Annotated in this window: 21 protein-coding genes; 12 read left to right on the top strand and 9 right to left on the bottom strand. The window is 73.3% G+C overall.

Going from position 1 to position 18,425, the window contains the following annotated elements:
- Positions 1 to 31 precede the first annotated feature (31 nt).
- The gene (locus ACZOOI_RS28255) at positions 32 to 454 is read left to right on the top strand and encodes a YchJ family protein (RefSeq protein ID WP_465278471.1); all 423 of its coding nucleotides are present in this window, start codon (positions 32 to 34) and stop codon (positions 452 to 454) included.
- Between the two features lie 4 nt (positions 455 to 458).
- Here the strand turns inward: ACZOOI_RS28255 and ACZOOI_RS28250 are convergent, their stop codons facing one another.
- Complete coding sequence (locus tag ACZOOI_RS28250) at positions 459 to 1,130, bottom strand: B3/B4 domain-containing protein (RefSeq protein WP_465278470.1); 672 nt, start codon at positions 1,128 to 1,130, stop codon at positions 459 to 461.
- 62 nt (positions 1,131 to 1,192) lie between these two features.
- On the opposite strand from ACZOOI_RS28250, the gene ACZOOI_RS28245 reads away from it, so the two are divergent.
- On the top strand, positions 1,193 to 1,801 hold the full coding sequence (locus tag ACZOOI_RS28245; RefSeq protein WP_465278469.1) for a helix-turn-helix domain-containing protein: 609 nt from the start codon (positions 1,193 to 1,195) through the stop codon (positions 1,799 to 1,801).
- Positions 1,802 to 1,844: 43 nt separating this feature from the next.
- On the opposite strand, the gene ACZOOI_RS28240 is transcribed toward ACZOOI_RS28245, so the two are convergent.
- Together ACZOOI_RS28240 and ACZOOI_RS28235 are read right to left on the bottom strand one after the other, a co-directional pair.
- Positions 1,845 to 2,672: an MOSC domain-containing protein gene (locus ACZOOI_RS28240; protein ID WP_465278468.1), complete on the bottom strand. Its 828-nt coding sequence runs from the start codon at positions 2,670 to 2,672 to the stop codon at positions 1,845 to 1,847.
- A 215-nt stretch (positions 2,673 to 2,887) separates the two neighbouring features.
- The gene (locus ACZOOI_RS28235) at positions 2,888 to 3,730 is read right to left on the bottom strand and encodes an SDR family NAD(P)-dependent oxidoreductase (RefSeq protein ID WP_465278467.1); all 843 of its coding nucleotides are present in this window, start codon (positions 3,728 to 3,730) and stop codon (positions 2,888 to 2,890) included.
- Between the two features lie 97 nt (positions 3,731 to 3,827).
- On the opposite strand from ACZOOI_RS28235, the gene ACZOOI_RS28230 reads away from it, so the two are divergent.
- Positions 3,828 to 3,986 (top strand): hypothetical protein, encoded by a 159-nt coding sequence (locus ACZOOI_RS28230; RefSeq protein WP_465278466.1) that lies wholly within the window; start codon positions 3,828 to 3,830, stop codon positions 3,984 to 3,986.
- Here ACZOOI_RS28230 and ACZOOI_RS28225 read toward each other — a convergent pair.
- A complete protein-coding gene (locus tag ACZOOI_RS28225; protein ID WP_465278465.1) occupies positions 3,983 to 4,675 on the bottom strand; it encodes a TetR/AcrR family transcriptional regulator in 693 nt (230 codons plus the stop codon). The genes ACZOOI_RS28230 and ACZOOI_RS28225 overlap by 4 nt on opposite strands.
- 201 nt (positions 4,676 to 4,876) lie before the next feature.
- Between ACZOOI_RS28225 and ACZOOI_RS28220 the strand changes: the two genes are divergently transcribed.
- Complete coding sequence (locus ACZOOI_RS28220; protein WP_465278464.1) at positions 4,877 to 6,484, top strand: MFS transporter; 1,608 nt, start codon at positions 4,877 to 4,879, stop codon at positions 6,482 to 6,484.
- An 86-nt stretch (positions 6,485 to 6,570) separates the two neighbouring features.
- Here the strand turns inward: ACZOOI_RS28220 and ACZOOI_RS28215 are convergent, their stop codons facing one another.
- Positions 6,571 to 7,434: a phosphotransferase family protein gene (locus ACZOOI_RS28215; RefSeq protein ID WP_465278463.1), complete on the bottom strand. Its 864-nt coding sequence runs from the start codon at positions 7,432 to 7,434 to the stop codon at positions 6,571 to 6,573.
- A 346-nt stretch (positions 7,435 to 7,780) separates the two neighbouring features.
- Between ACZOOI_RS28215 and ACZOOI_RS28210 the strand changes: the two genes are divergently transcribed.
- Complete coding sequence (locus ACZOOI_RS28210) at positions 7,781 to 8,935, top strand: SMI1/KNR4 family protein (protein WP_465278462.1); 1,155 nt, start codon at positions 7,781 to 7,783, stop codon at positions 8,933 to 8,935.
- A 241-nt stretch (positions 8,936 to 9,176) separates the two neighbouring features.
- On the opposite strand, the gene ACZOOI_RS28205 is transcribed toward ACZOOI_RS28210, so the two are convergent.
- Complete coding sequence (locus ACZOOI_RS28205) at positions 9,177 to 9,443, bottom strand: helix-turn-helix domain-containing protein (RefSeq protein ID WP_465278461.1); 267 nt, start codon at positions 9,441 to 9,443, stop codon at positions 9,177 to 9,179.
- A 48-nt stretch (positions 9,444 to 9,491) separates the two neighbouring features.
- On the opposite strand from ACZOOI_RS28205, the gene map reads away from it, so the two are divergent.
- Entirely contained in the window at positions 9,492 to 10,259 is a 768-nt protein-coding gene (map, locus tag ACZOOI_RS28200) for a type I methionyl aminopeptidase (RefSeq protein WP_465278460.1), read from the top strand.
- Positions 10,260 to 10,319: 60 nt separating this feature from the next.
- On the opposite strand, the gene ACZOOI_RS28195 is transcribed toward map, so the two are convergent.
- Positions 10,320 to 11,303 carry a Gfo/Idh/MocA family protein gene (locus ACZOOI_RS28195; RefSeq protein WP_465278459.1) on the bottom strand — a complete coding sequence of 328 codons (984 nt, stop codon included), beginning with the start codon at positions 11,301 to 11,303 and terminating at the stop codon, positions 10,320 to 10,322.
- 229 nt (positions 11,304 to 11,532) lie between these two features.
- Between ACZOOI_RS28195 and ACZOOI_RS28190 the strand changes: the two genes are divergently transcribed.
- Both ACZOOI_RS28190 and ACZOOI_RS28185 read left to right on the top strand, forming a co-directional pair.
- Positions 11,533 to 12,327: a L,D-transpeptidase family protein gene (locus tag ACZOOI_RS28190; protein ID WP_465278458.1), complete on the top strand. Its 795-nt coding sequence runs from the start codon at positions 11,533 to 11,535 to the stop codon at positions 12,325 to 12,327.
- 22 nt (positions 12,328 to 12,349) lie between these two features.
- Positions 12,350 to 12,874, top strand: coding sequence for an HD domain-containing protein (locus ACZOOI_RS28185; protein WP_465278457.1), 525 nt, complete (start codon positions 12,350 to 12,352; stop codon positions 12,872 to 12,874).
- A gap of 101 nt (positions 12,875 to 12,975) precedes the next feature.
- Here ACZOOI_RS28185 and ACZOOI_RS28180 read toward each other — a convergent pair whose 3' ends face one another.
- A complete protein-coding gene (locus tag ACZOOI_RS28180) occupies positions 12,976 to 13,719 on the bottom strand; it encodes an SDR family NAD(P)-dependent oxidoreductase (RefSeq protein WP_465278456.1) in 744 nt (247 codons plus the stop codon).
- A 72-nt stretch (positions 13,720 to 13,791) separates the two neighbouring features.
- Here ACZOOI_RS28180 and ACZOOI_RS28175 point away from each other — a divergent pair, with 72 nt between their 5' ends.
- From ACZOOI_RS28175 to ACZOOI_RS28165, 3 genes are all read left to right on the top strand, one after another.
- A complete protein-coding gene (locus ACZOOI_RS28175) occupies positions 13,792 to 14,403 on the top strand; it encodes a GNAT family N-acetyltransferase (RefSeq protein WP_465278455.1) in 612 nt (203 codons plus the stop codon).
- A gap of 149 nt (positions 14,404 to 14,552) precedes the next feature.
- On the top strand, positions 14,553 to 15,488 hold the full coding sequence (locus ACZOOI_RS28170; RefSeq protein WP_465278454.1) for an acyltransferase domain-containing protein: 936 nt from the start codon (positions 14,553 to 14,555) through the stop codon (positions 15,486 to 15,488).
- 166 nt (positions 15,489 to 15,654) lie between these two features.
- Positions 15,655 to 16,455, top strand: a complete 801-nt coding sequence (locus ACZOOI_RS28165) for an APH(3') family aminoglycoside O-phosphotransferase (RefSeq protein WP_465278453.1) — start codon at positions 15,655 to 15,657, stop codon at positions 16,453 to 16,455.
- 142 nt (positions 16,456 to 16,597) lie between these two features.
- Here the strand turns inward: ACZOOI_RS28165 and ACZOOI_RS28160 are convergent, their stop codons facing one another.
- Positions 16,598 to 17,206, bottom strand: a complete 609-nt coding sequence (locus tag ACZOOI_RS28160) for a TetR/AcrR family transcriptional regulator (protein WP_465278452.1) — start codon at positions 17,204 to 17,206, stop codon at positions 16,598 to 16,600.
- A gap of 223 nt (positions 17,207 to 17,429) precedes the next feature.
- On the opposite strand from ACZOOI_RS28160, the gene ACZOOI_RS28155 reads away from it, so the two are divergent.
- Positions 17,430 to 18,317, top strand: coding sequence for a Vgb family protein (locus ACZOOI_RS28155; RefSeq protein WP_465278451.1), 888 nt, complete (start codon positions 17,430 to 17,432; stop codon positions 18,315 to 18,317).
- Positions 18,318 to 18,425: the final 108 nt, after the last annotated feature.

The raw sequence follows: 18,425 nt of genomic DNA, 5'->3' as shown, positions 1-18,425 counted from the left end.
GGACGCGCGTCCGTTGGGCCAGAATCGGGTCATGTCCCGACGCACCCCACGCCCCCGCTCCGAGGCCGTCGTCACCGCCGGCTCCCCGTGCCCGTGCGGCCTGCCCGACACCTACGGCGCCTGCTGCGGCGCCCGGCACGCCGGCTCCCCCGCGCCCACCGCCGAGGCGCTGATGCGCTCGCGCTACAGCGCGTTCGCCGTACACGACACGGCCTACCTGCTGCGCACCTGGCATCCCGACACCCGGCCGGAGCGGCTCGACCCGGACGAGCACACCCGGTGGCTGGGCCTGGAGGTGCTCGCGAGCACCGGCGGCGGACCGTTCCACCAGGAGGGCACCGTCGAGTTCATCGCGACCTACCGCGAGCGCGGGCACCGGGACACGCTGCGCGAACACAGCCGGTTCGTCCGCCACGACGGCGCCTGGGTGTACGTCGGACCGCTGCCCCGCTGATGCCTCAGGCGCCGATCAGCCGGCTCTCGATCCGCACCGCCGGAGACAGGTCGCGCAGCCGCTTGGTCAGGTCCTCGCCCGCCTCGTGCAGGGCATCCGGCGTCATCGGCGCCAGCCGCTCCAACAGGAACAGCGCCTCGGTGGTGTCCTCGGTGATCCGGGTGCGCACACACTGACGCCAGTTCCACCGGCGACAGGTGACGCCCTCGTCGTCGCACCACACCACCTCGCCCGGCGCGGGATGGTCGATCGCGGGCACCCCGGCCTCCAGGATCTCGAACGGCTCGGTGCCCTCGGCCCGGAGCAGGCGGGCCGCGCCGCGGTAGCGGGACAGGTCCTCGCCGCCGATCGGGAGCACGTGGCGCACCGAGACCGCGTTGTACAGGTCGACCAGGCGGTTCACCTCGGGCAGCCCGCCGCGCCGCATCAGCGCCTCCACCGAGCAGCGGGTGCGCTGCGGCTTGGCGCCGAAGGCCCGGTACGCCTCCCGCCACGCGATGACGTTCGGGTGCTCCTCGGGCGGGGTCGCGGGCAGCGACAGGGTCGCCTCGGCCAGTGCGGCGCGGGAGCCGTCGTCGCTCGGGCCGCCCGGCAGACCGGTGGCGACCAGGGCCAGGACGACCGCGTCCGGGCGCAGCGCGTGCACGGCCGGGTCGATGGTGATGGTCGTGAGCACGTTCGGGTTCTCCTCCGCGGGCGGTCGGGCCGATCGGGCCTTGGTCCACTACAGTGAACCACATGGAGCAGAATAATGACCCGTTGGCCAATCCCGGTCAACCCGCGGTCAGCCGCGCGATCGCGGCCAACGTCCGCGCCGCCCGCACCGCGCGCGGCTGGTCCCTGGAGGCGCTCGCGACCCGCAGCGGCCTGAGCAAGGGCGCGCTCGTGGGTGTCGAGCAGGGCCGGGGCAACCCGGGCGTGCTCACCCTGGCCCGGATCGCCGACGCACTCGGCCTGCCGCTGACCGGCCTGGTCGACCGGGCCCCCGCGCCGCTCGTCGAGGTCGTTCCGGCAGGCGCCGGCACCCGGTTGTGGCAGGGCGAACACGGCGGCCACGGCGACCTGTTGATCGGCAGCGATCCGCCGGTGTCGGCCGAGCTGTGGCGCTGGACGCTGGCTCCCGGCGACGCGCACGTCAGCGCGGCGCACGGCGCGGGCGTGCGGGAACTGGTCACCGTCCTGGACGGCGTCCTCACCCTGGAGGTGGCCGGCGAGCACGTCGACGTCGCCGCCGGCGGATGTGCGCGTTTCGCGGCCGACCGGGCCCACACCTACCGCAACGACGGCGCGGACACCGCCCGGTTCGTCGGCGTCGTACTCCTGCCCGGCCGACCGGACCTCGGCTGAGCACACCGCCGCCGCGGCAACCGGCCGCCGACCGGCCGCCGTGCTACAGCTCGGCCGTACCCCACTCGGTGACGACCAGTTCGTCGCCGACCGCCACCTTGCCGGGGCGCAGCACGGCGAACTTGCCGCCGAAGGCCACCCCGCCCTGCGGTGCGCGCCGGTAGCCGGCGAAGGTGCGCAGCGGTTCGGGGCCCGCCCTGGTGCCGGTGTCCTGGTCCACCAGGGTCACCGCGCAGCGGATCGCGAGCTTGGCGTAGCCGAGTTCGGCCTCGCCGACCGTGCATCGGCGGACCCGGTCCTCGGTGTGCGGGTCGGCCCAGCCGTCGACCACGACGTTCGGCCGGAAACGGGCCATCGGCAGCGGCGCCGCGCGGCGCTCGCCGAGACGTGCGTTCAGCAGGTCGAGCGAGGTGCGCGAGAGCACGTGCAGCGGCGAGCTGTCGGCGTAGCCGGCGGTACCCGGGATCGCGCCGTCGGTCACCCGCTCGTGCTCCGGCGGCACCCGCACCAGTCGGCTGTCCGCACCGAGTGCCTGCGACAGCCAGTGCGCGGCCGCGTCGCCCTGGTCGATGCCCCGGAAGGGTTTGCCGAACAGCTGCACGTCGCGCCGGGGGCCGCCGGTGTCCACGTCGATCGTCACCGGGGCGGCGCCGGGTCGGTGCAGCGTCAGACGTTCGCCGCCGGCATCGATCTTCGGGCGGATCGGCGCCAGTTGCGGATCGCGGCGCTGGGTGCGGAAGACGCCGTCCGCGTCGACCACCATGAAGGCACGATCGTGGGCGAGCCCGGCGGGGGTCAGCAGGGCCCGATCGCACGGCGTGCCGGCGCAGCCCTTGATCGGATAGCAGATCAGTTCGACGACTGTGGCCATTGCGCGACCCTATCGACGGCCATCCCGCTCGGCCCCGCCGACCACCCGGCGACCGGCGCCGCGCCCGCCTCGCCGCGTCGCGCCGGCCGCCCGTGCCTCCCGCCCGAGAGCCCGGCGCGACGCGACACGACACGACGGCGCGGGGGCGCACTCGGCCGCTCGTGCGAGACGACGACACCACGCAACGACGCGACGGCCCGGGGCGTTCAAGCCGCTCACGCCTCCGCCGGGTGCAGTTCCTTCCAGACCCGCTGTGCGAACACCGTCTCGCCCGCGTGGCGATCGGCGTCGGCGGCGGTGGCGAGCCAGCCGACGATCTCGCCCGGGATGTCGGGGGTGGCCGCGGTGAAGTTGGCCTGGAGGTGGCCGCTGGATCCGCGCGCCTTCTGCGACTCGGTGAGCACGAAGCCGGGGTCGACGTTGAACGCGCGCAGCCCGCGCTCGCGATACTCGGCGTGCAGTACGCCGGCGACCCGCCCGAACGCGGCCTTGGACGCGGCGTAGGCGACGCCCCAGCCGCCCGCGCCGGCCGGGCCGGGCGGGTCGAGTCGGGCCGAGCCCGAGGTCATGTTCACCACGTGGCTGCGCGGGTGTTCGAGCAGGTGCGGCAACAGCCGCTGGATCAGCACGAGTTGGTGCAAGTAGTTGCCCACGAGCAGGTTCTGTGCGGCTTCGATCGGCAGGTCGAGGATCCGGTCCATCGCACCGGGCCCCTGGTAAATGGCGTTGTTGAAGAGCAGGTCGACCCGGCCCCAGGTGGCCAGGGCCGTGTCGCAGGCGTCGAGGATGGAGCGCCGGTCCATCAGGTCCATCCGGATCGGCAGTGCACGCCGCCCCAGCGCCTCGATCTCGCCGGCGGTGGTCTCCAGGCTGCCGGGGATCGCGAACGGCGTCGGGTCCGCCGTGGAGGAGGTGGGCCCGCCGCGACCCTCGCCCTCGTGCACGGTGCGGGCGGTGAGCACCACGTCGTAGCCGGCGCGGGCCAGGGCGATGGCTCCGCAACGGCCGATACCGCGACTGGCGCCGGTAACGAGGGCAACGGGAGTGTGGTGAGGCATGCGCCGACCATGCCGGATTACCTTGACAGAATCCAGTAATTCTTCGGGGGAACTCCGCCCGGTCCACCCCCGACAGCCCGCGGCCCGGGCGGCCGGGATGCGTTCGTTCGGCTACGCGAGCGACCTGATCGCACCGCACCTACTGGAGGGCGCGGGCACCACCGTGGTCAAGTCCATGCGCGACCTGCCCGCCCCGATCACCGGCCCGATCACGGCCACCGGCATGCGCGGCCGCCGGGCGCCGGGCGGTGCCTAGGCCCCGTCCGCCGCCTCGGCCTCGTCCGAGGCCGCGACGCGCGTGACCACCTCGATCGCCCGGGCGGCCGGTACGCCCAGGGCCACCAGCGAGGCGACCGCCTGATCCACCGCGGTCACCCGCACGTCCGCGTTCACCGCCTGGAGCAGCGCCACACACATCCCCTCCAGCGCGAGCGCCAGCACCGGCGCGGGCAGGTGGTCGGCGAACACTCCGGAGCGCTGACCCGCGGTGATCAGTTCGATCGAGCGGTCCCGCACGGGGGCCAGCATCGCCGGGATCCCGCCGTCGCCCAGATTGCGCTGGGCGAAGCTGATCAGCAGCCGATACCGGTCGCCGCCGCGCCAGGCGGCGAGGTCGAAGCGGGCCACCGCCTCCTCGGGTGAGTCCCCGTCCCGCATCGCGCCCTCGACCGCGCCCAGGATGTCCCGCCGCGCCTCCTCGGCCAGCCCGGCGACCAGCGCCTCACGGCTGGGGAAGTGCCCGTAGACGGTGCGCCGCACCACGCCCGCCGCCCGCGCGATGTCGTCCATCGACGCGTCCGCGTCCCGGATCAGTTCGGTCCGGGCCACCGCCAGGATGCGCTCCCGGTTGGACTGCGCGTGGCGCCGGCGCGGCGGCGCGGCGGCGCCCGTCTCCGCATGGCCGGCCGCGGCCGGAGCCTGCCGGGCTCCCGGTTTCGTCTGCATCGCGCGTTCCTTCCTGGGGTGACCTGGAGCCTGCCAGAAATCGGCTCCCGACGGCACCGACACCCGGGCCGCGTCGGCGAATGACCCGATTCGCACCGACTCGTTCCAGCTTATTTGCACAGCCTTGTGCAATCAACTAAGTTGCACATCGTTGTGCAACTATCGCGGCTGCGCCGGCCGCCTGCTCCGAAAGGCGTTCCGATGTCCGTATTCGCCACCACGCCGGTCGATCGCATGGACCGGCCGTACCCCCGCCGCTGGTGGGCCCTGGGCGTGCTCTGCCTGAGCCTGCTGATCATCGTCATGGCCAACACGTCGCTGATCGTGGCCGCGCCCGACATGACCCGCGACCTGGGCCTGACCGGCCGCGACCTGCAATGGGTGATCGACGCCTACACCGTTCCGTACGCGGCGCTGATGCTGGTGCTGGGCGCGATCGGCGACAAGTACAGCCGGCGCGGTGCGCTGATCACCGGCCTGCTGGTCTTCGCGGCGGGCTCGATCGGCGGTTCACTGGTGCACTCCACCTCGGGCGTGATCATCGCCCGCGCGGTGATGGGTCTGGGCGCCGCGGTGATCATGCCCGCGACGTTGTCCCTGCTGGTCGCGTCCTTCCCGCGCGACGAGCGGGCCAAGGCGATCACCGCGTGGACGGCGACCTCGGGCCTGGCGATCGCGCTCGGCCCGCTGCTCGCGGGCCGGCTGCTGGAGAGCCACGCGTGGGGTTCCACGTTCCTGATCAACGTGCCGGTCGCGCTGATCGCGGTGGTCGCCGCACTGTTCGTGGTGCCGCCGTCCAAGGCGCACGACTACGGCCGGCTCGACCTGGTCGGCGGCGCGCTGTCGATCGCGACGCTGGGCTCGCTGGTCTACGCGATCATCGAGGGCCCGCACTTCGGCTGGGGCACCGGTCCGGTGACCGCGCTGGTCGTCTTCGTCCTCGGCCTGGCCTCGTTCATCGCCTGGGAACTGCGGCACCCGCGCCCGATCTTCGACCTGCGCAAGTTCAACGAGCGGGTGTTCTCCGGCTCGATGCTCGCCGTGCTGCTGTTCTTCCTGGGCACCTTCGGTGCGATCTACTTCCTCACCCAGCACCTGCAGTTCGTGCTCGGCTACACCCCGCTGGAGACCGGCGTGCGACTGCTGCCGCTGGCCGGCGCGGTGTGCCTGGGCGCGATCGCCACCGGGCGGCTCACCCCGTGGCTGGGCATGCGGGTGACGGTGACCACCGGCATGGCGCTGGGCACGATCGGCGTGCTGTTGATGACGCGCATCTCGGACGGCTCCGGCTACGGCGACTTCCTGGCCCCGCTGCTGCTGCTCGGCGTCGCGATCGGGCTGAGCGTGTCGCCGTGCACGGAGGCGATCATGGGCTCGTTCCCGGAGAACGAACTGGGCGCGGGCGGCGGTGTCAACGACACCGCGGTCGAGTTGGGCGGCGCACTGGGCATCGCGATCCTGGGCTCGGTGCTGGCCACCTCGTACGAGTCGGAGCTGACCAAGGCCGTCGACGGCAAGCTGCCGCCGGCCGCGATGGACGCGGCCAAGGACTCGATCGGCGGCGCGCTCGCCGCGGCCGAGCAGGTCGGCCACGTCGCCGGCCCGCAGCAGGCACACGCGCTGGTCCAGGCCGCCGACCACGCGTTCGCCCAGGCGGTCGCGCACACCAGCCTGGTCGGCGGGATCGTGCTCGCGGTGGGCACGATCCTGGTCGGCCTGATCCTGCCGAACCGCGCCCGCACCCAGGCGGCGCGCGCGGACGTGACGGGCGCGGACACGCCGGAGAAGGAGAAGGAGTCGGTGGGCTGAGCCACCGGTACGGCGCCGGGGCGGTCGACGCGAGGTCGACCGCCCCGGCGGCTGCCCGGGCCCCGACCGCGGGCTCCTCGGCCGGGTCAGCCCCCGGGCAGCGTCCGTACCGCGCGTCCCACCCACGCCTCGAAGCGTTGCCACTCGACGACTTCCTCGCGCGTCTGCGGCTCCGGCCAGTCGAGCAGCGCGTCGCCGGCGTCGAGCAGATCCCAGTAGGGGTGGTGGTCGTCGGTCCGGCCGGACGCCTTCGCATACGCGGGCAGGAAGTCCTCGGCCACGGCCACCCCGTGGCTCAGCGCGAGATTGAGCCGGAACCGCGCCAGGTCGATGCCGCGCGGACCGACGCACCCGGTGGTCCAGTCCACCACACCGGCGATCCGCTCGCCCAGCCACAGGAGTTGCTCGGCGTGGAAGTCCCGGTGGATGAAACCGGGTGCCGCGTACGGGGGTTGCTCGGCCAGCGCGGCGAACATGCGCTGCCACACGTGCGGGCGCGTGGTCCAGGTGGGCACGGCCCGCGCACCGTCGACCGCCGGGTCGTAGTAGGGCGCGTACTCCACCGGGTCGGCACCGGTCGGGTCCACCGCGTGGATGGCCGCCAGCAACTCGGCGGCGCACGACAGCAGTACGGCCGGATCGGCGGGCGGCTCGGGCGTGCCGGGAAGGCGCGAGGTCAGCAGCGCCGGGGTCGGGCCGTCGAGTCGGGCCGCGATCAGCTCCGGTGCGGGGACGGCGGTGTCGGCGAGCAGCCCCAGGACCCGGGCCTCCCGCTCCGGCCGGTACCACGGATCGACGGCAAGCCGATCGGCGTCGTGGAAGACCCGCAGGACCAGGTCGCCGACGACGTAGAGCCGGTTGGCGCCTTCGCCCATGGGCTCGATCGGGACGTCGCCGACGATGTCGCGCAGCCAGGCGAGGGTCTCGTCGTTCGGCATGGGGACGGGCACGGACGGGGCTCCTGTTCGTCGGGGGTCGCTCCGCGTGCGACCGAGCCGCGGTGTCGCCGCCTCGGCCACCACGTGGCGATCCGAGGCCAAGCCTGCCAGGAACGCCGCCGACGCTCGAACCGCACACCCTCGACCACGATCCCGCCGCTGCTCGGCGGCGTGCTCGGGCACGCCGCGACCGGCGGTGACATTCGGCGTCGCGGCGCCCACCCGGCCGCCGCCGGCCCTGCGCCGACCCTGGTCCGACGACGCGACCCGAGTCCCGAACGGCCCTCGGCGTAACGCCCGTCACCGATCGTTGGCAGGATCTGGTGCCGCCGGACTATGTGTTCGAACAGTGGCGTGCATGGGGGATCGGGTGAGTGGGATGGACTGGCTTCCGTTTTTGCGGACGTGGAGCGAGGAGTGGATCGACGCACTGGAGCCGGAGGAGGTGGAGGTCTTCCCGCAGTCGGCGCGGGCGGCGGGCTGGCTCGGGTTCGCGCCGGCCGGCGAGGAGCGCATCCGCGCGCTGGAGGAGCGGTTGGCACAGCCGCTGCCACCGTCGTACCGCTCGTTCCTGGCGGTCAGCGACGGGTGGCGCAACGTCGGCGAGTTCATCTACGCGTTGGGCTCGACCGAACAGGTCGGCCGGTTCCACGAGTTGTCCCCCCAGTGGTGCCGGATTCTGCTCGGTCTGGAGGAGGACGAGCACTTCCGCGCCGTCTTCCGCCGCGCGGTGCAGATCTCGCTGGAGGGGGACGCCGCGGTGCTGCTGCTGGATCCGGGCGAGGTGGACGCCGACGGGGAGTGGACGGCGTACTTCCATGCCTCGTGGACCGGTGACGCGCCGCGGCGCTACGCCGGGTTCGCCGCGTTGATGCGCAACGAGTACCGCTCGTTCCACCGGCTGCGCAAGCCGGACAACGCGACGTCCCGGGCGTGGGAGGCGCGGATCGAGGAGGCCAGGGTGGCGTGCCTGGCGGGCGCGGTGGACGAGCCGCTCGCGGTGTTCGAGGAGGGAAGTGCGTTCGGCCGGTTTCGGGCGGAGCTGCTGCGCTTCCAACTGCACGCGCTGCTCGGCGGGTCGGTGGAGGCGAAACGGGCCTTCGCCACGATCGTGCGCGGCGAGCAGGACGATCCGGCCCGACGCGTGTTGATCGGCCGCGAACTGGTGCCGGCCTTCGGCGCGTTGGACCGCGGCGAGCGGCGGCCGGCCCTGGCGCGGAGCATCTTCGAGCGCGAACTGGACGAGCTGCGCGAGCGGTTCGACGGCGCGGCGCGCAACGATGGCGGCCCGAAGGGCCCGTGGGCGGACGTGCTCGCGCAGGCGCGCGCGTCGGCCGAGTCCGGTGCGGGGGACGCGGCGTGGCGCACGGTGCTGGCCGGGCTGGTGCATTGGCAGCCGCTCGGGCCGGATCACATCGCGCCGGTCGCGCTGCTCGGCGACCCGGCCCTGGGCCCGCTGTGCACTCCGGAACGGGGTCGCGAACTGCTCGGCATCGCGCGAGCGGGCCGCTGACCGAGGGCGGGCGGGAGCGGGCGGAGGCGCAGCAGGGCATCCGCGTTCCGCGGGGAGCCGCCGCCCCGCCCCGCTCCCGCGCGTGCGTCGCCGACCCGCCCCGCGTGGGTGAGTCGTCGGCCCGGCCCCTCGGGTGAGCCGTCGGCCCGCTGCGCCGAACCGGCGGGCGGCGGGCCGACGGAGAGCGCTGATCCGCCGACCGGGCGGCCTCCTACCGACTGGGCCCGAGCCCCGACCGGCCCTACGCGGAGAGCGCGCCCGGATCTGGGATCACACAGGCCGCGGCGACCTCGTCCAGGGAGAGACCCAGTTCGAGGGCGAGCGCGGCGATCGTGAAGAACGCGGGCGTGGGAGCGCGGCCGGTCTCGATCTTGCGCAGCGTTTCCGGGGACAGACCCGCCGCGATGGCGACGTGGCCGATGCTGCGCTCGCCGCGTGCGCCGCGCAACAACGCGCCGAGATGCAGGCCGCGCTCGCGCTCCAGCGGGGTCAGTGGGGTTCGTACCATGCTCGTGATACTAATACCGGTATAAGAATTGGTCCAGGAGGGGACGTCGTGGTCGAGATCAAAACCCGAGCCGAAATCGCCGCGATGCGCGAGGCCGGCCGGATCGTGGCGAACGCTCTGGAGGCGACCCGCAAGGTCGCCGCCGTCGGCGTGTCGCTCAAGGAGCTGGACGAGGTCGCGCACGCCGTGCTGCGCGAGGCGGGAGCCACGTCCCCGTTCCTGGGCTACAAGCCGTCGTTCGCGCCGGTGCCGTTTCCGGGCGTGATCTGCGCGTCGGTCAACGACGTGGTGGTGCACGGCATCCCGACGGACTACCGGCTGCGCGACGGCGACCTGCTGAGCGTGGACTTCGGCGCGACGCTGCACGGCTGGACCGGCGACGCCGCGATCACCTTCACCGTGGGCACCCCGCGGCCGCGCGACACCGACCTGATCGCCGCGACCCGGCGCGCGCTGGAGGCGGGCATCGCGGCGGCCGTGCCGGGCGGGCGCCTGGGCGACATCTCCGCCGCGATCGGCGCGGCCGCCCGCGACGCCGGCTATGGCATGCCGCAGGACCTCGGCGGCCACGGCATCGGCCGCACGATGCACGAGGACCCGCACGTACGCAACGAGGGCCGCCCGGGTCGAGGCATGCTGCTGCGCCCGGGGCTGACCCTGGCCCTGGAGCCGATGCTGATCGCCGGCGGCAAGGACCGCTGCTTCACCGCCAAGGACGGCTGGACCATCCACAGCGCCGACGGCTCCCGAGCCGCCCACTTCGAACACACCATCGCCATCACCGAGCAAGGCCCCCGAATCCTCACCCTCCCGTAGCCACGGCCCGCCCCGAGCCGGCGGCGAGCCCTGGCAGTCGTGTTCGGGACGGTCGGGGACCTACCCCACCCGCACCGGGCGTCCCTCCCGGCGGGACACCACGCACGCCTCGGCGACGGCCTGGGCCGCGAGGGCGTCCGGGCCGGGGCACGGGCTGGGGATTCGGCCCGCGGCCATGGCGACGAACGCGGCGAGTTCCGCGCGGTACGCGTCGCCGAATCGGGTCAGGAAGTCGCCCTCGGTGACGCCGCCGCACGCGTGCGTACCGTGTGTGCCCGCCAGTTCGAGGCGTACGTCGTATCCCGGCTCGTGCTGCCGACCCGCGTGCGCGGTGCCGAGGGTGCCGTCGGCGAGGCGGAAGAGCACCGCCGACACGTCCACGTCCTCGTGTTCGCGGAACACCGCCGCGCCCCGGTTCGCGCCGATCGCGGTCACCTCGACGATCGGCACGCCGGTGACCCACGGCACGATGTCGAAGTCGTGGATGTGCGTGTCCCGGTAGATGCCGCCCGAGGTCGGCACGAACTCGGGCGGCGGCGGCCGGCGGTCCACGCTCACCGCGTGCACCCTGGTCAGCGTGCCGAGCGTGCCCGCGCGCACCGCCGCCCGAGCCGCGAGGTACATCGGGTCGAACCGGCGTTGGAAGCCCACCTGGAGCTCCGCGCCGCGGGCCTGCACGTACTCGACGACCTCACGCGCGATCTTCGGGTCGAGCGCGATCGGCTTCTCGCACAGGATCGGCAACCGCGCGTCCGCCGCCCGGCGCAACAGCTCCACGTGCACCGCCGTCGGCGCCGCGATCACGACCGCGTCGATCCCGCCGTACAGCTCGGGCACCCGCGCCGCCTCGACTCCGGCCTGCGCGGCGAACGCCTCGGCCCGCCCGTGGTCCGCGTCCGCGACCACGACCCGCTCGACCGCCTCCATCCCACTCAGCGCCCGTGCGTGAAACGCCCCGATCCGCCCGACCCCAAGCACGCCGACCCGCATCGCTCCCCTTTCCGACATCCGCTTCCCTCGACCATCCCACCGGCCCGCCCGCACCCGACCACCGGCCCCGTCGCCGTTTCCGCCGCGGCAGGCACTTCGCCCGCCGCAACGCCCGCCGCAGCGCCTGCCCCGGAGCCATCGCAACACCCACCGCACAGCCCTCGGCAGACCCACCGAAGCGTCCCCGAACGAGTGGTCCCCGACAGGGCCGACCGAGTGGTGCCCTCGAACACACCCACCACCGTGCACGAATAGGTCACGGAGAGCGGGTAGTCGTGGCCCAATGACGATCTCCCGACGTTCGCTGTTCCGCACCGCACCGATCGCACTCGCCCTGATGGCCGTGCCCGCCGCCCGGAACGCCTCCGCCGCCGGATCCGGTCACGGCAACGACGCCGGCGCGTTCGCGGGTACCGCCGGCGGTCCCAGCCCCGACCCGAACGCCGTTCCGCTCCCGGGCCAACCGCCGCTCCCGGTCACCGTCCCGGCCGGCATCGGCCCTCGCTGGGAAGCCGAAATCCCGGCCGAGACCACCCAGTTGTTGCTGGTCGTCGGCGAACACCCGGACTGCGACCGCGCCATGGCCTCGTTCTGGACCCGCCAATCGAGCGGTTGGCACATCGAGTGCACACACCCCGCGCGCAACGGCCGGCTCGGCTGGACGCCCGACCACCGCGAGGGCGACCTCCGCTCGCCGATCGGCGTCTTCACCCTCACCGACGCCGGCGGCCTGCGCCCTGACCCCGGCACCAGGCTCTCCTACGACCGGTCCGACGGCTTCGTCATCGAGGGCACCGGGCTCGCCGGCGAACCGCTCGCCGGCACCTTCGACCACGTGATCGCGATCGACTACAACCGGATTCGCGGTACCTCGCCCCTGGACCCGACCCGCCCGCGCGGCGACGAGTTCGGCGGTGGCATCTGGCTGCACATCGACCACGACGGCCCCACCCACGGCTGCGTGACGCTGCCGCAGGAGGCGCTGCCCGAGCTGCTGCGCGCACTGGATCCGGCGGCTCACCCGATCGTGGTCATGGGCGACGCGGCGACTCTGGCCCTGGGCGGCCCCGCTTCCTGATGTCGGACAGGACTCTTACCCTGTGCGGGTGACCTCCGCCAAGCTCCGTCCGCTGCCCGCCGAAGTGGCCGTCCTCCTGGATCAACTCACGCCCTGTCCGCGCCTGGTCGAACATCTGCGCATCGTGCACGACGTCGCCTACCGGCTCTGCGACTGGGTCGCGGCGAACCACCCGGGCCTGGCCTTCGACCGCGACGCGGTGCTGTTCGGCGCCGCCACCCACGACATCGGCAAGACCCTGCATCCGGCGGAGCTGGCCGGGCCAGGTTCGTGCCACGAGCAGGCCGGCTACGACCTGCTGACCGCCCAGGGTGTACCGCCCGCCCGGGCCCGCTTCGCCCGCACGCACGCAGCGTGGGATCCGAACGATCCGGACGAACTGCTCGTGAGCCTGGCCGACAAGGCCTGGAAGGGCAAGCGGGTCGCGGAGCTGGAACAGGCCCTGGTCACGCTGCTCGCGACCGCCTCCGGACGACCGGAGTGGGAAACCTTCCAGGCCCTGGACGACTTCCTGACCACGATCGACACGGACACGCTGCTGTTCTGATCACCGCGAGATCCTGCGACGACCCGGGCGTCGGCCCCGCGACGACCTCCGGCAGCAACCGCCGCCACCGTGCCGCCGCCACCGACCACGTCCACGGTTGCTCAGCGCGGCAACCTGCGCCACAGCCGCCGCGGCATCACCCGCATGCCCGCGAACACCGGTTGCAGCACGGCGGGCACCCACACCTCGCCCTTGCCGCGCAACAGCGCCCGGATCGTCGCGTCGGCCACCTGGTCCGGGGTGCTGGACAGCGGTGCGGGCGACATGCCCTCGGTCATCCGACCCACCACGAAACCGGGCCGGACCAGCAGCAGGCGCACCCCGCTGCCCGCGAGCGCATCGGCCAGGCCGCTCGCGAAGCCGTCCAGACCGGCCTTGGCCGAGCCGTACACGTAGTTCGCGCGCCGCACCCGTACGCCCGCCACCGACGAGAACACGATCAACCGGCCGTGCCCCTGCGCGCGCAGCACCGTGGCCAGGTGGGTCAGGATGCTCACGTGCGCCGTGTAGTCGGTGTGCACGACGGCGACCGCGTGGGCCGCGTCCAGTTCGGCCCGGCGCTGATCACCGAGGATGCCGAACGCGGTGACCACGATGTCCAGCGGCCCGTGCCGGGCGATCACCTCGTCCAGCATCGGCCGATGCCCGGCCAGGTCGTCGGCGTCGAACTCGACCCGATCCACGTGCCGGGCGCCGGCCTTGCGCAGCAGCGCCTCCTCGTCGTCGAGGTCGTAGCTGCGGCGCGCCGCCAGCACGATGGTGCGCGCCCCGCGCGCGGCCAGCCGCTCGGCGACCGCCAACCCGATCTCACTGCGGCCCCCGAGGACCAATACGGTTCCACTCACCCGCACAGTCTGCCGGATCCGACCGGTGGCCCCGCTCCCCACGATCCGCCCGGACTCAATAGCCTTGCGTCCGTGACGGTGAACACGAACGCGGATGCCTCAGCCGGGACCACCACGGCGGGTACGAACGCGAACCCCGACAAGGACGCGGACGAGCGGCCGATCGTGCTGCGCGCACCGGACACCGTCGAGCAGGCGGTCGAGCCGGTGCACACGATCCTGGCCGAGCTGGTCCTGGGCGGCGCCGCACTCGGCTGGGTCGCCCCGCCCCCGCGTGCCGAGGTGGCCGCGCTGCTCACCGACCTGGCCGCGGCCCAGCGCGCCGGCAACGCGTCGGTGCGGTTCGCGTACGCGGGCGAGGAACTGCTCGGCTTCGGCTACTGGCGCCGCTACACCCGGCCCACCCATCGCCCGAATGCCGACCTGGAGAAGCTCGCGGTGGCCCCGTCTGCGCACGGTCGCGGCATCGGCCGCTTGCTCACCACGGCGCTGATCGAGGACGCGCGCGCCGAAGCGATCGAGATCCTCACCCTCGACGCCCGCGGGGACAACGCGAACGCACTGCACCTGTACCGCTCGCTCGGTTTCGTCGAGTACGGCCGGCTGCACGACTTCGTGGCGGTCGGCTCGGCCCGCTACGACAAGGTCTTCTGTTCCATCGATCTACGCACACCCACCGCGTGACCGGGTGGCGCGGGTCCGCGGGCCGGCGATGGCGCGGTGCAAGGGCCGGGGCCGGCTCGGACGTCGATCGGAGCCGGTCGAACGGTTCGGCGCCGGGCGGCCTGGAATCACTGCGTGCGGATCCGCGGTCGGCCGCGTGGGTGGACGGGTTGGCCGACTTCGCAACCGGCGTCGAGGTGGTCCTGCCCGCGGACGACGACCTGGTCGCGACCCTCTTGGACCTGTCCGTCCCGCACGAGGACTTCAACGAACTCGTCGCGACCCGGGCGGCACTGCTCGCCGATCCGGAGCTGCGCGAGGTGTTCGAACGGGCCGTCCGGGCACTGATCGCGGGCATCGGCACGGTCGAGCAGCACCTGGAAGTCCCGCCGCCGCCGGCCGCCTGGGGTCCGGTCGGGCGCTGGTTCCACGTGTACGTGTTCATCGCGGCGCGCCCGTTCGTGCTGGCCTACCATCGCTCCCTCGGCATCCCCGACGAGGTCTCCCGCCGCACGCTCGCCGATCTCGGCCGGCATGTCGCGGTGCACCGGCGCCGGCTCGGCATCGGAGGGTTGTTCGCACTGCACTGGCCCAAACTGCACTTTCGCGGTGAGCTCTATCAGCTGGGCCGGCTGCAATTCCAACGCTCGTTCGTGCTGCAACGGGCCGCCACGAGCGCTGCCGAACGGGGCCTGTCGTACCGACCGCAGGATCCCGCGCTCGCGCTGCACATCCCGGACTTCCACGGCCCGCTGACCCCGGCGGCCTGCGACGAATCGCTGCGTCTGGCCCGCGAGTTCTTCCCGCGGCACTACCCGACCGAGCGCTACCGACTCGCGGTGTGCGGCTCGTGGCTGCTGGATCCGCAACTGCGCGAATACCTGCCGGAGCACTCCAACATCATCCGTTTCCAGCGCCGCTTCCATCTGTACGCCGAGTCGGACGACCGAAGCCCCGACGACGCCGCTCCGATCGGCTTCGTCTTCGGCGACCCCGACCTGCCCCTCGCGTCCCTCCCCCGCGACACCACCCTCCAACGCGCCATCGGCGACCACATCCGCGCCGGCCGACACTGGCACGTGCACACCGGCTGGTTCGAACTCTGACCCGAGCACCGAACCCCCCGGTCGACCACGAACCCCGCCGGGCACACGACGAGTTCGCACGGTCCGTCGTGGGCTCGTCGTGCCGCTTCCGGGCTCACCCGCAAAGCCCGGGGGCAGGCGGGGAAATTCGCCGGCGGGAAGGCGCCCGGCGGGTGAGGATGGCGGGGTGACGAACGATCTTCGGCGCCGGTTCGCGGCGTATACGTGGGAGCCGGTCACGGTCGGCGCGTCCGGAGCCGATGTGCATCGGCTGCGTCGGCACGGTGAGGAGTTCTACCTCAAGATCGGCACGCCGAGCGCGCATCCGGATTCCGGGTTCCATCTCTCCGCCGAGGTGGCCCGCGGCCTGTGGGCGGCCGAGCACGGGATCCCCGTCGCCGAGATCCTCGACCACGACGTGGAGGCGCCCGGCGGCTGGCTGCTCACCCGCGCCGTGCCCGGCCGCTCCGCGGCCGACCTGTGGCCCGTCGACCGGCGCGACGCGGTCGTCGACGCGATCGCCGACATGGCCCGCACCCTGCACGAACTCCCGCTCGCGGACTGCCCGTTCGACCGCACCCTGGCGGTGACCATCCCGGCCGCCGAGCACGCGCTCGCGGCCGGCCTGGTCGACCTCGACGACCTGGACGAACACCTCGTCGGCCGCACCGGTGCCGAACTCCTGGCCGAACTGGTCGCAACCACCCCGGCCGACGAGGACCCGGTCGTCGGCCACGGCGACTACTGCCCGCCCAACATCCTCCTCGACCCGGAAACGCTGCGCCTGACCGGCCTGATCGACCTCGGGCGACTGGGCCGCACCGACCGGCACGCGGACCCGGCCCTGCTCACCCGCAGCCTTCTCGACGACGACAACGCGCAGTACTCCCCCGCCCACGCGGCCCGCTTCCTGGCCCGCTACGACCCGCAGGGCACCCTCGACCCGAAGCGCCTGCGGTTCTACCGCCTGCTCGACGAGTTCTGCTGACCACCCGCCGCCGAACGAAGCTGCGGCCCGGCCCTGGACCGGGCCCGGTCGTCGTCGAGTGTCTCCCGCGGCACGCGCTCGACCGGCTCGTCGGCCGTCGGGGCGGTTTCCACCACGGCCCGCCCCCGCGACAGCGGCCCGCTCACGCCTGTTCGCGTACGAAGACCCCCGCCCGCGCCGCCACCACCGCCGCATCCGCGCAGCGCCGCGCCTGCCCGGCGCAGACCGGCTCGTTCGTGATGAACAACCGGTAGTAGAGCGCGCCCACGGCCGTGCGCACCACCTCGCCCGCATCGGTGCCCACCGGCAACTCGCCCCGAGCGATCGCCCGTTCGACCACCTCCTCGGCCTGCGCGAGCCGCCCCACCAGGAACCCGTGCAGGGCTTCGCCCGTGATCGGCTCGTGCATCGCCGCGACCACCAACGCCCGTGCGGTGGGCCCGCGTTCGGGGTCCTCGAAGCCGCTCACCACCATCGCGGTGATCGCCCGCAGGTCACCCTGCACGGTGCCGGTGTCCGGGAGCGGCCACGCCTCCTCCGCCGCCAGATCCAACGCGTCCGCGGCCAGCCCGGCCGCGTTCCGCCAGCGCCGATACACCGTGGTCTTGTGCACCCCCGAGCGCGCGGCGACGGCCTCCACGGTCAGTCCGTCGAAGCCCTTGTCCGCCAATTCGGCCAACGTGGCCCGCCGCACGGCGTCCCGCGTCCGCGCGGTCCGCCCACCCGGCCGCACCCCGCCGACGCCGCTCACGCGCCGTACCCCGACCGCGCCGACCCCACCGGGATCCGCATCGGCATCCGTGCCGCCGACATCCGGGCCGACCAAAAGCAACCCAGTTGCATTAGTTCCTCTCCATCCGTCACACTCATTCTAACGCAACCAGGTTGCATTAGCGGCAACGAATGCTCCACCCCCGCCCCCGCCCGATCGCCTCACCTCCGCCCGATCCGCCCGACCGAGGGAACACGCTCGCATGACGACCGCCACCATCCGTGAATTCCCGCTCACCGGGCCCGAGTCCGGCCCGTACGCGATCACCCTGGGCCCGGACGGCGCACTGTGGTTCACCCTCGTGCACGCGGGCCGGATCGACCGGTTCGACCCGACCGGGACGCACACCTCCCACGATCTCGGCGACCCCGCATGCGGACCGACCGTACTGACCGTGGGCCCCGACGATGCGCTGTGGTTCACCGAGTACAAGGCGCATCGGATCGGCCGGATCGACACCGCGGGCGCGGTGACCCACTTCGACCTGCCCACCCCGGGATCCGGCCCGTTCGGCATCACCTCCGGGCCGGACGGCGCGCTGTGGTTCACCGAGACCGCCGCGAACCGGATCGGCCGGATCGACCCGGCCGGCAACGTCACCGACTTCGCGCTGCCGATCGCGGACGCGTTCCCGTCCGCGATCACCGCCGGCGCCGACGGCGCGCTGTGGTTCACCCTCAACGCCGCCGATGCACTGGGGCGGATCGGCACGACCGGCGAGGTGACCGTGCATCCGCTGCCCACCAAGGGCGCCGCCCCGGTCGGGATCGCGGCGTCCGCGGCCGGCTCGTTGTGGTTCACCGAGATCGGCGCCGGCGCGATCGGGCGGCTCGGCCCCACCGGGGAGTACCACCAATTCCCGCTGCCGGACCCGCAGTCTCGCCCGCACGCGGTCGCACTGGACACGGCCGGCCACTGCTGGTTCACCGAATGGGGCACCGGTCGGGTCGGCCGACTCTCCGTCGAGGGCACTCTGACGGAGTACGACTTGCCGACCCCCGAGGCCGAACCGCACGGCCTCGTCCAGGGTCCGGACGGCGCCATCTGGGTCGCTCTGGAAATCGGCGCCCTGGCCCGGATCACCCCCTGAACGACGCCGAAACGCCCCTGGTGGGCACCGATTCACCCGGTCGCGGCAAACTCCGCGCACGCGCCCCGAACGCGCCCGCGCATAACAGGGAAGCAGGACACGCGACTC

It is taken from the genome of Embleya sp. L77, from assembly GCF_055557415.1.
Note: the sequence above shows the minus strand (reverse complement) of the source record. Positions and strands in the feature narration are given on the sequence as shown.

Excerpts from the sequence above, each read along its gene's own strand:
- ACZOOI_RS28245 (WP_465278469.1), top strand. The coding sequence starts at position 1,193 with ATGGAGCAGAATAATGACCCGTTGGCCAATCCCGGTCAACCCGCGGTC.
- ACZOOI_RS28230 (WP_465278466.1), top strand. The coding sequence starts at position 3,828 with ATGCGTTCGTTCGGCTACGCGAGCGACCTGATCGCACCGCACCTACTG.
- ACZOOI_RS28220 (WP_465278464.1), top strand. The coding sequence starts at position 4,877 with ATGTCCGTATTCGCCACCACGCCGGTCGATCGCATGGACCGGCCGTAC.
- ACZOOI_RS28225 (WP_465278465.1), bottom strand. The coding sequence starts at position 4,675 with ATGCAGACGAAACCGGGAGCCCGGCAGGCTCCGGCCGCGGCCGGCCAT.
- ACZOOI_RS28255 (WP_465278471.1), top strand. The coding sequence starts at position 32 with ATGTCCCGACGCACCCCACGCCCCCGCTCCGAGGCCGTCGTCACCGCC.
- ACZOOI_RS28155 (WP_465278451.1), top strand. The coding sequence starts at position 17,430 with ATGACGACCGCCACCATCCGTGAATTCCCGCTCACCGGGCCCGAGTCC.
- ACZOOI_RS28210 (WP_465278462.1), top strand. The coding sequence starts at position 7,781 with ATGGGGGATCGGGTGAGTGGGATGGACTGGCTTCCGTTTTTGCGGACG.
- ACZOOI_RS28240 (WP_465278468.1), bottom strand. The coding sequence starts at position 2,672 with ATGGCCACAGTCGTCGAACTGATCTGCTATCCGATCAAGGGCTGCGCC.
- ACZOOI_RS28205 (WP_465278461.1), bottom strand. The coding sequence starts at position 9,443 with ATGGTACGAACCCCACTGACCCCGCTGGAGCGCGAGCGCGGCCTGCAT.
- ACZOOI_RS28190 (WP_465278458.1), top strand. The coding sequence starts at position 11,533 with ATGACGATCTCCCGACGTTCGCTGTTCCGCACCGCACCGATCGCACTC.
- ACZOOI_RS28235 (WP_465278467.1), bottom strand. The coding sequence starts at position 3,730 with ATGCCTCACCACACTCCCGTTGCCCTCGTTACCGGCGCCAGTCGCGGT.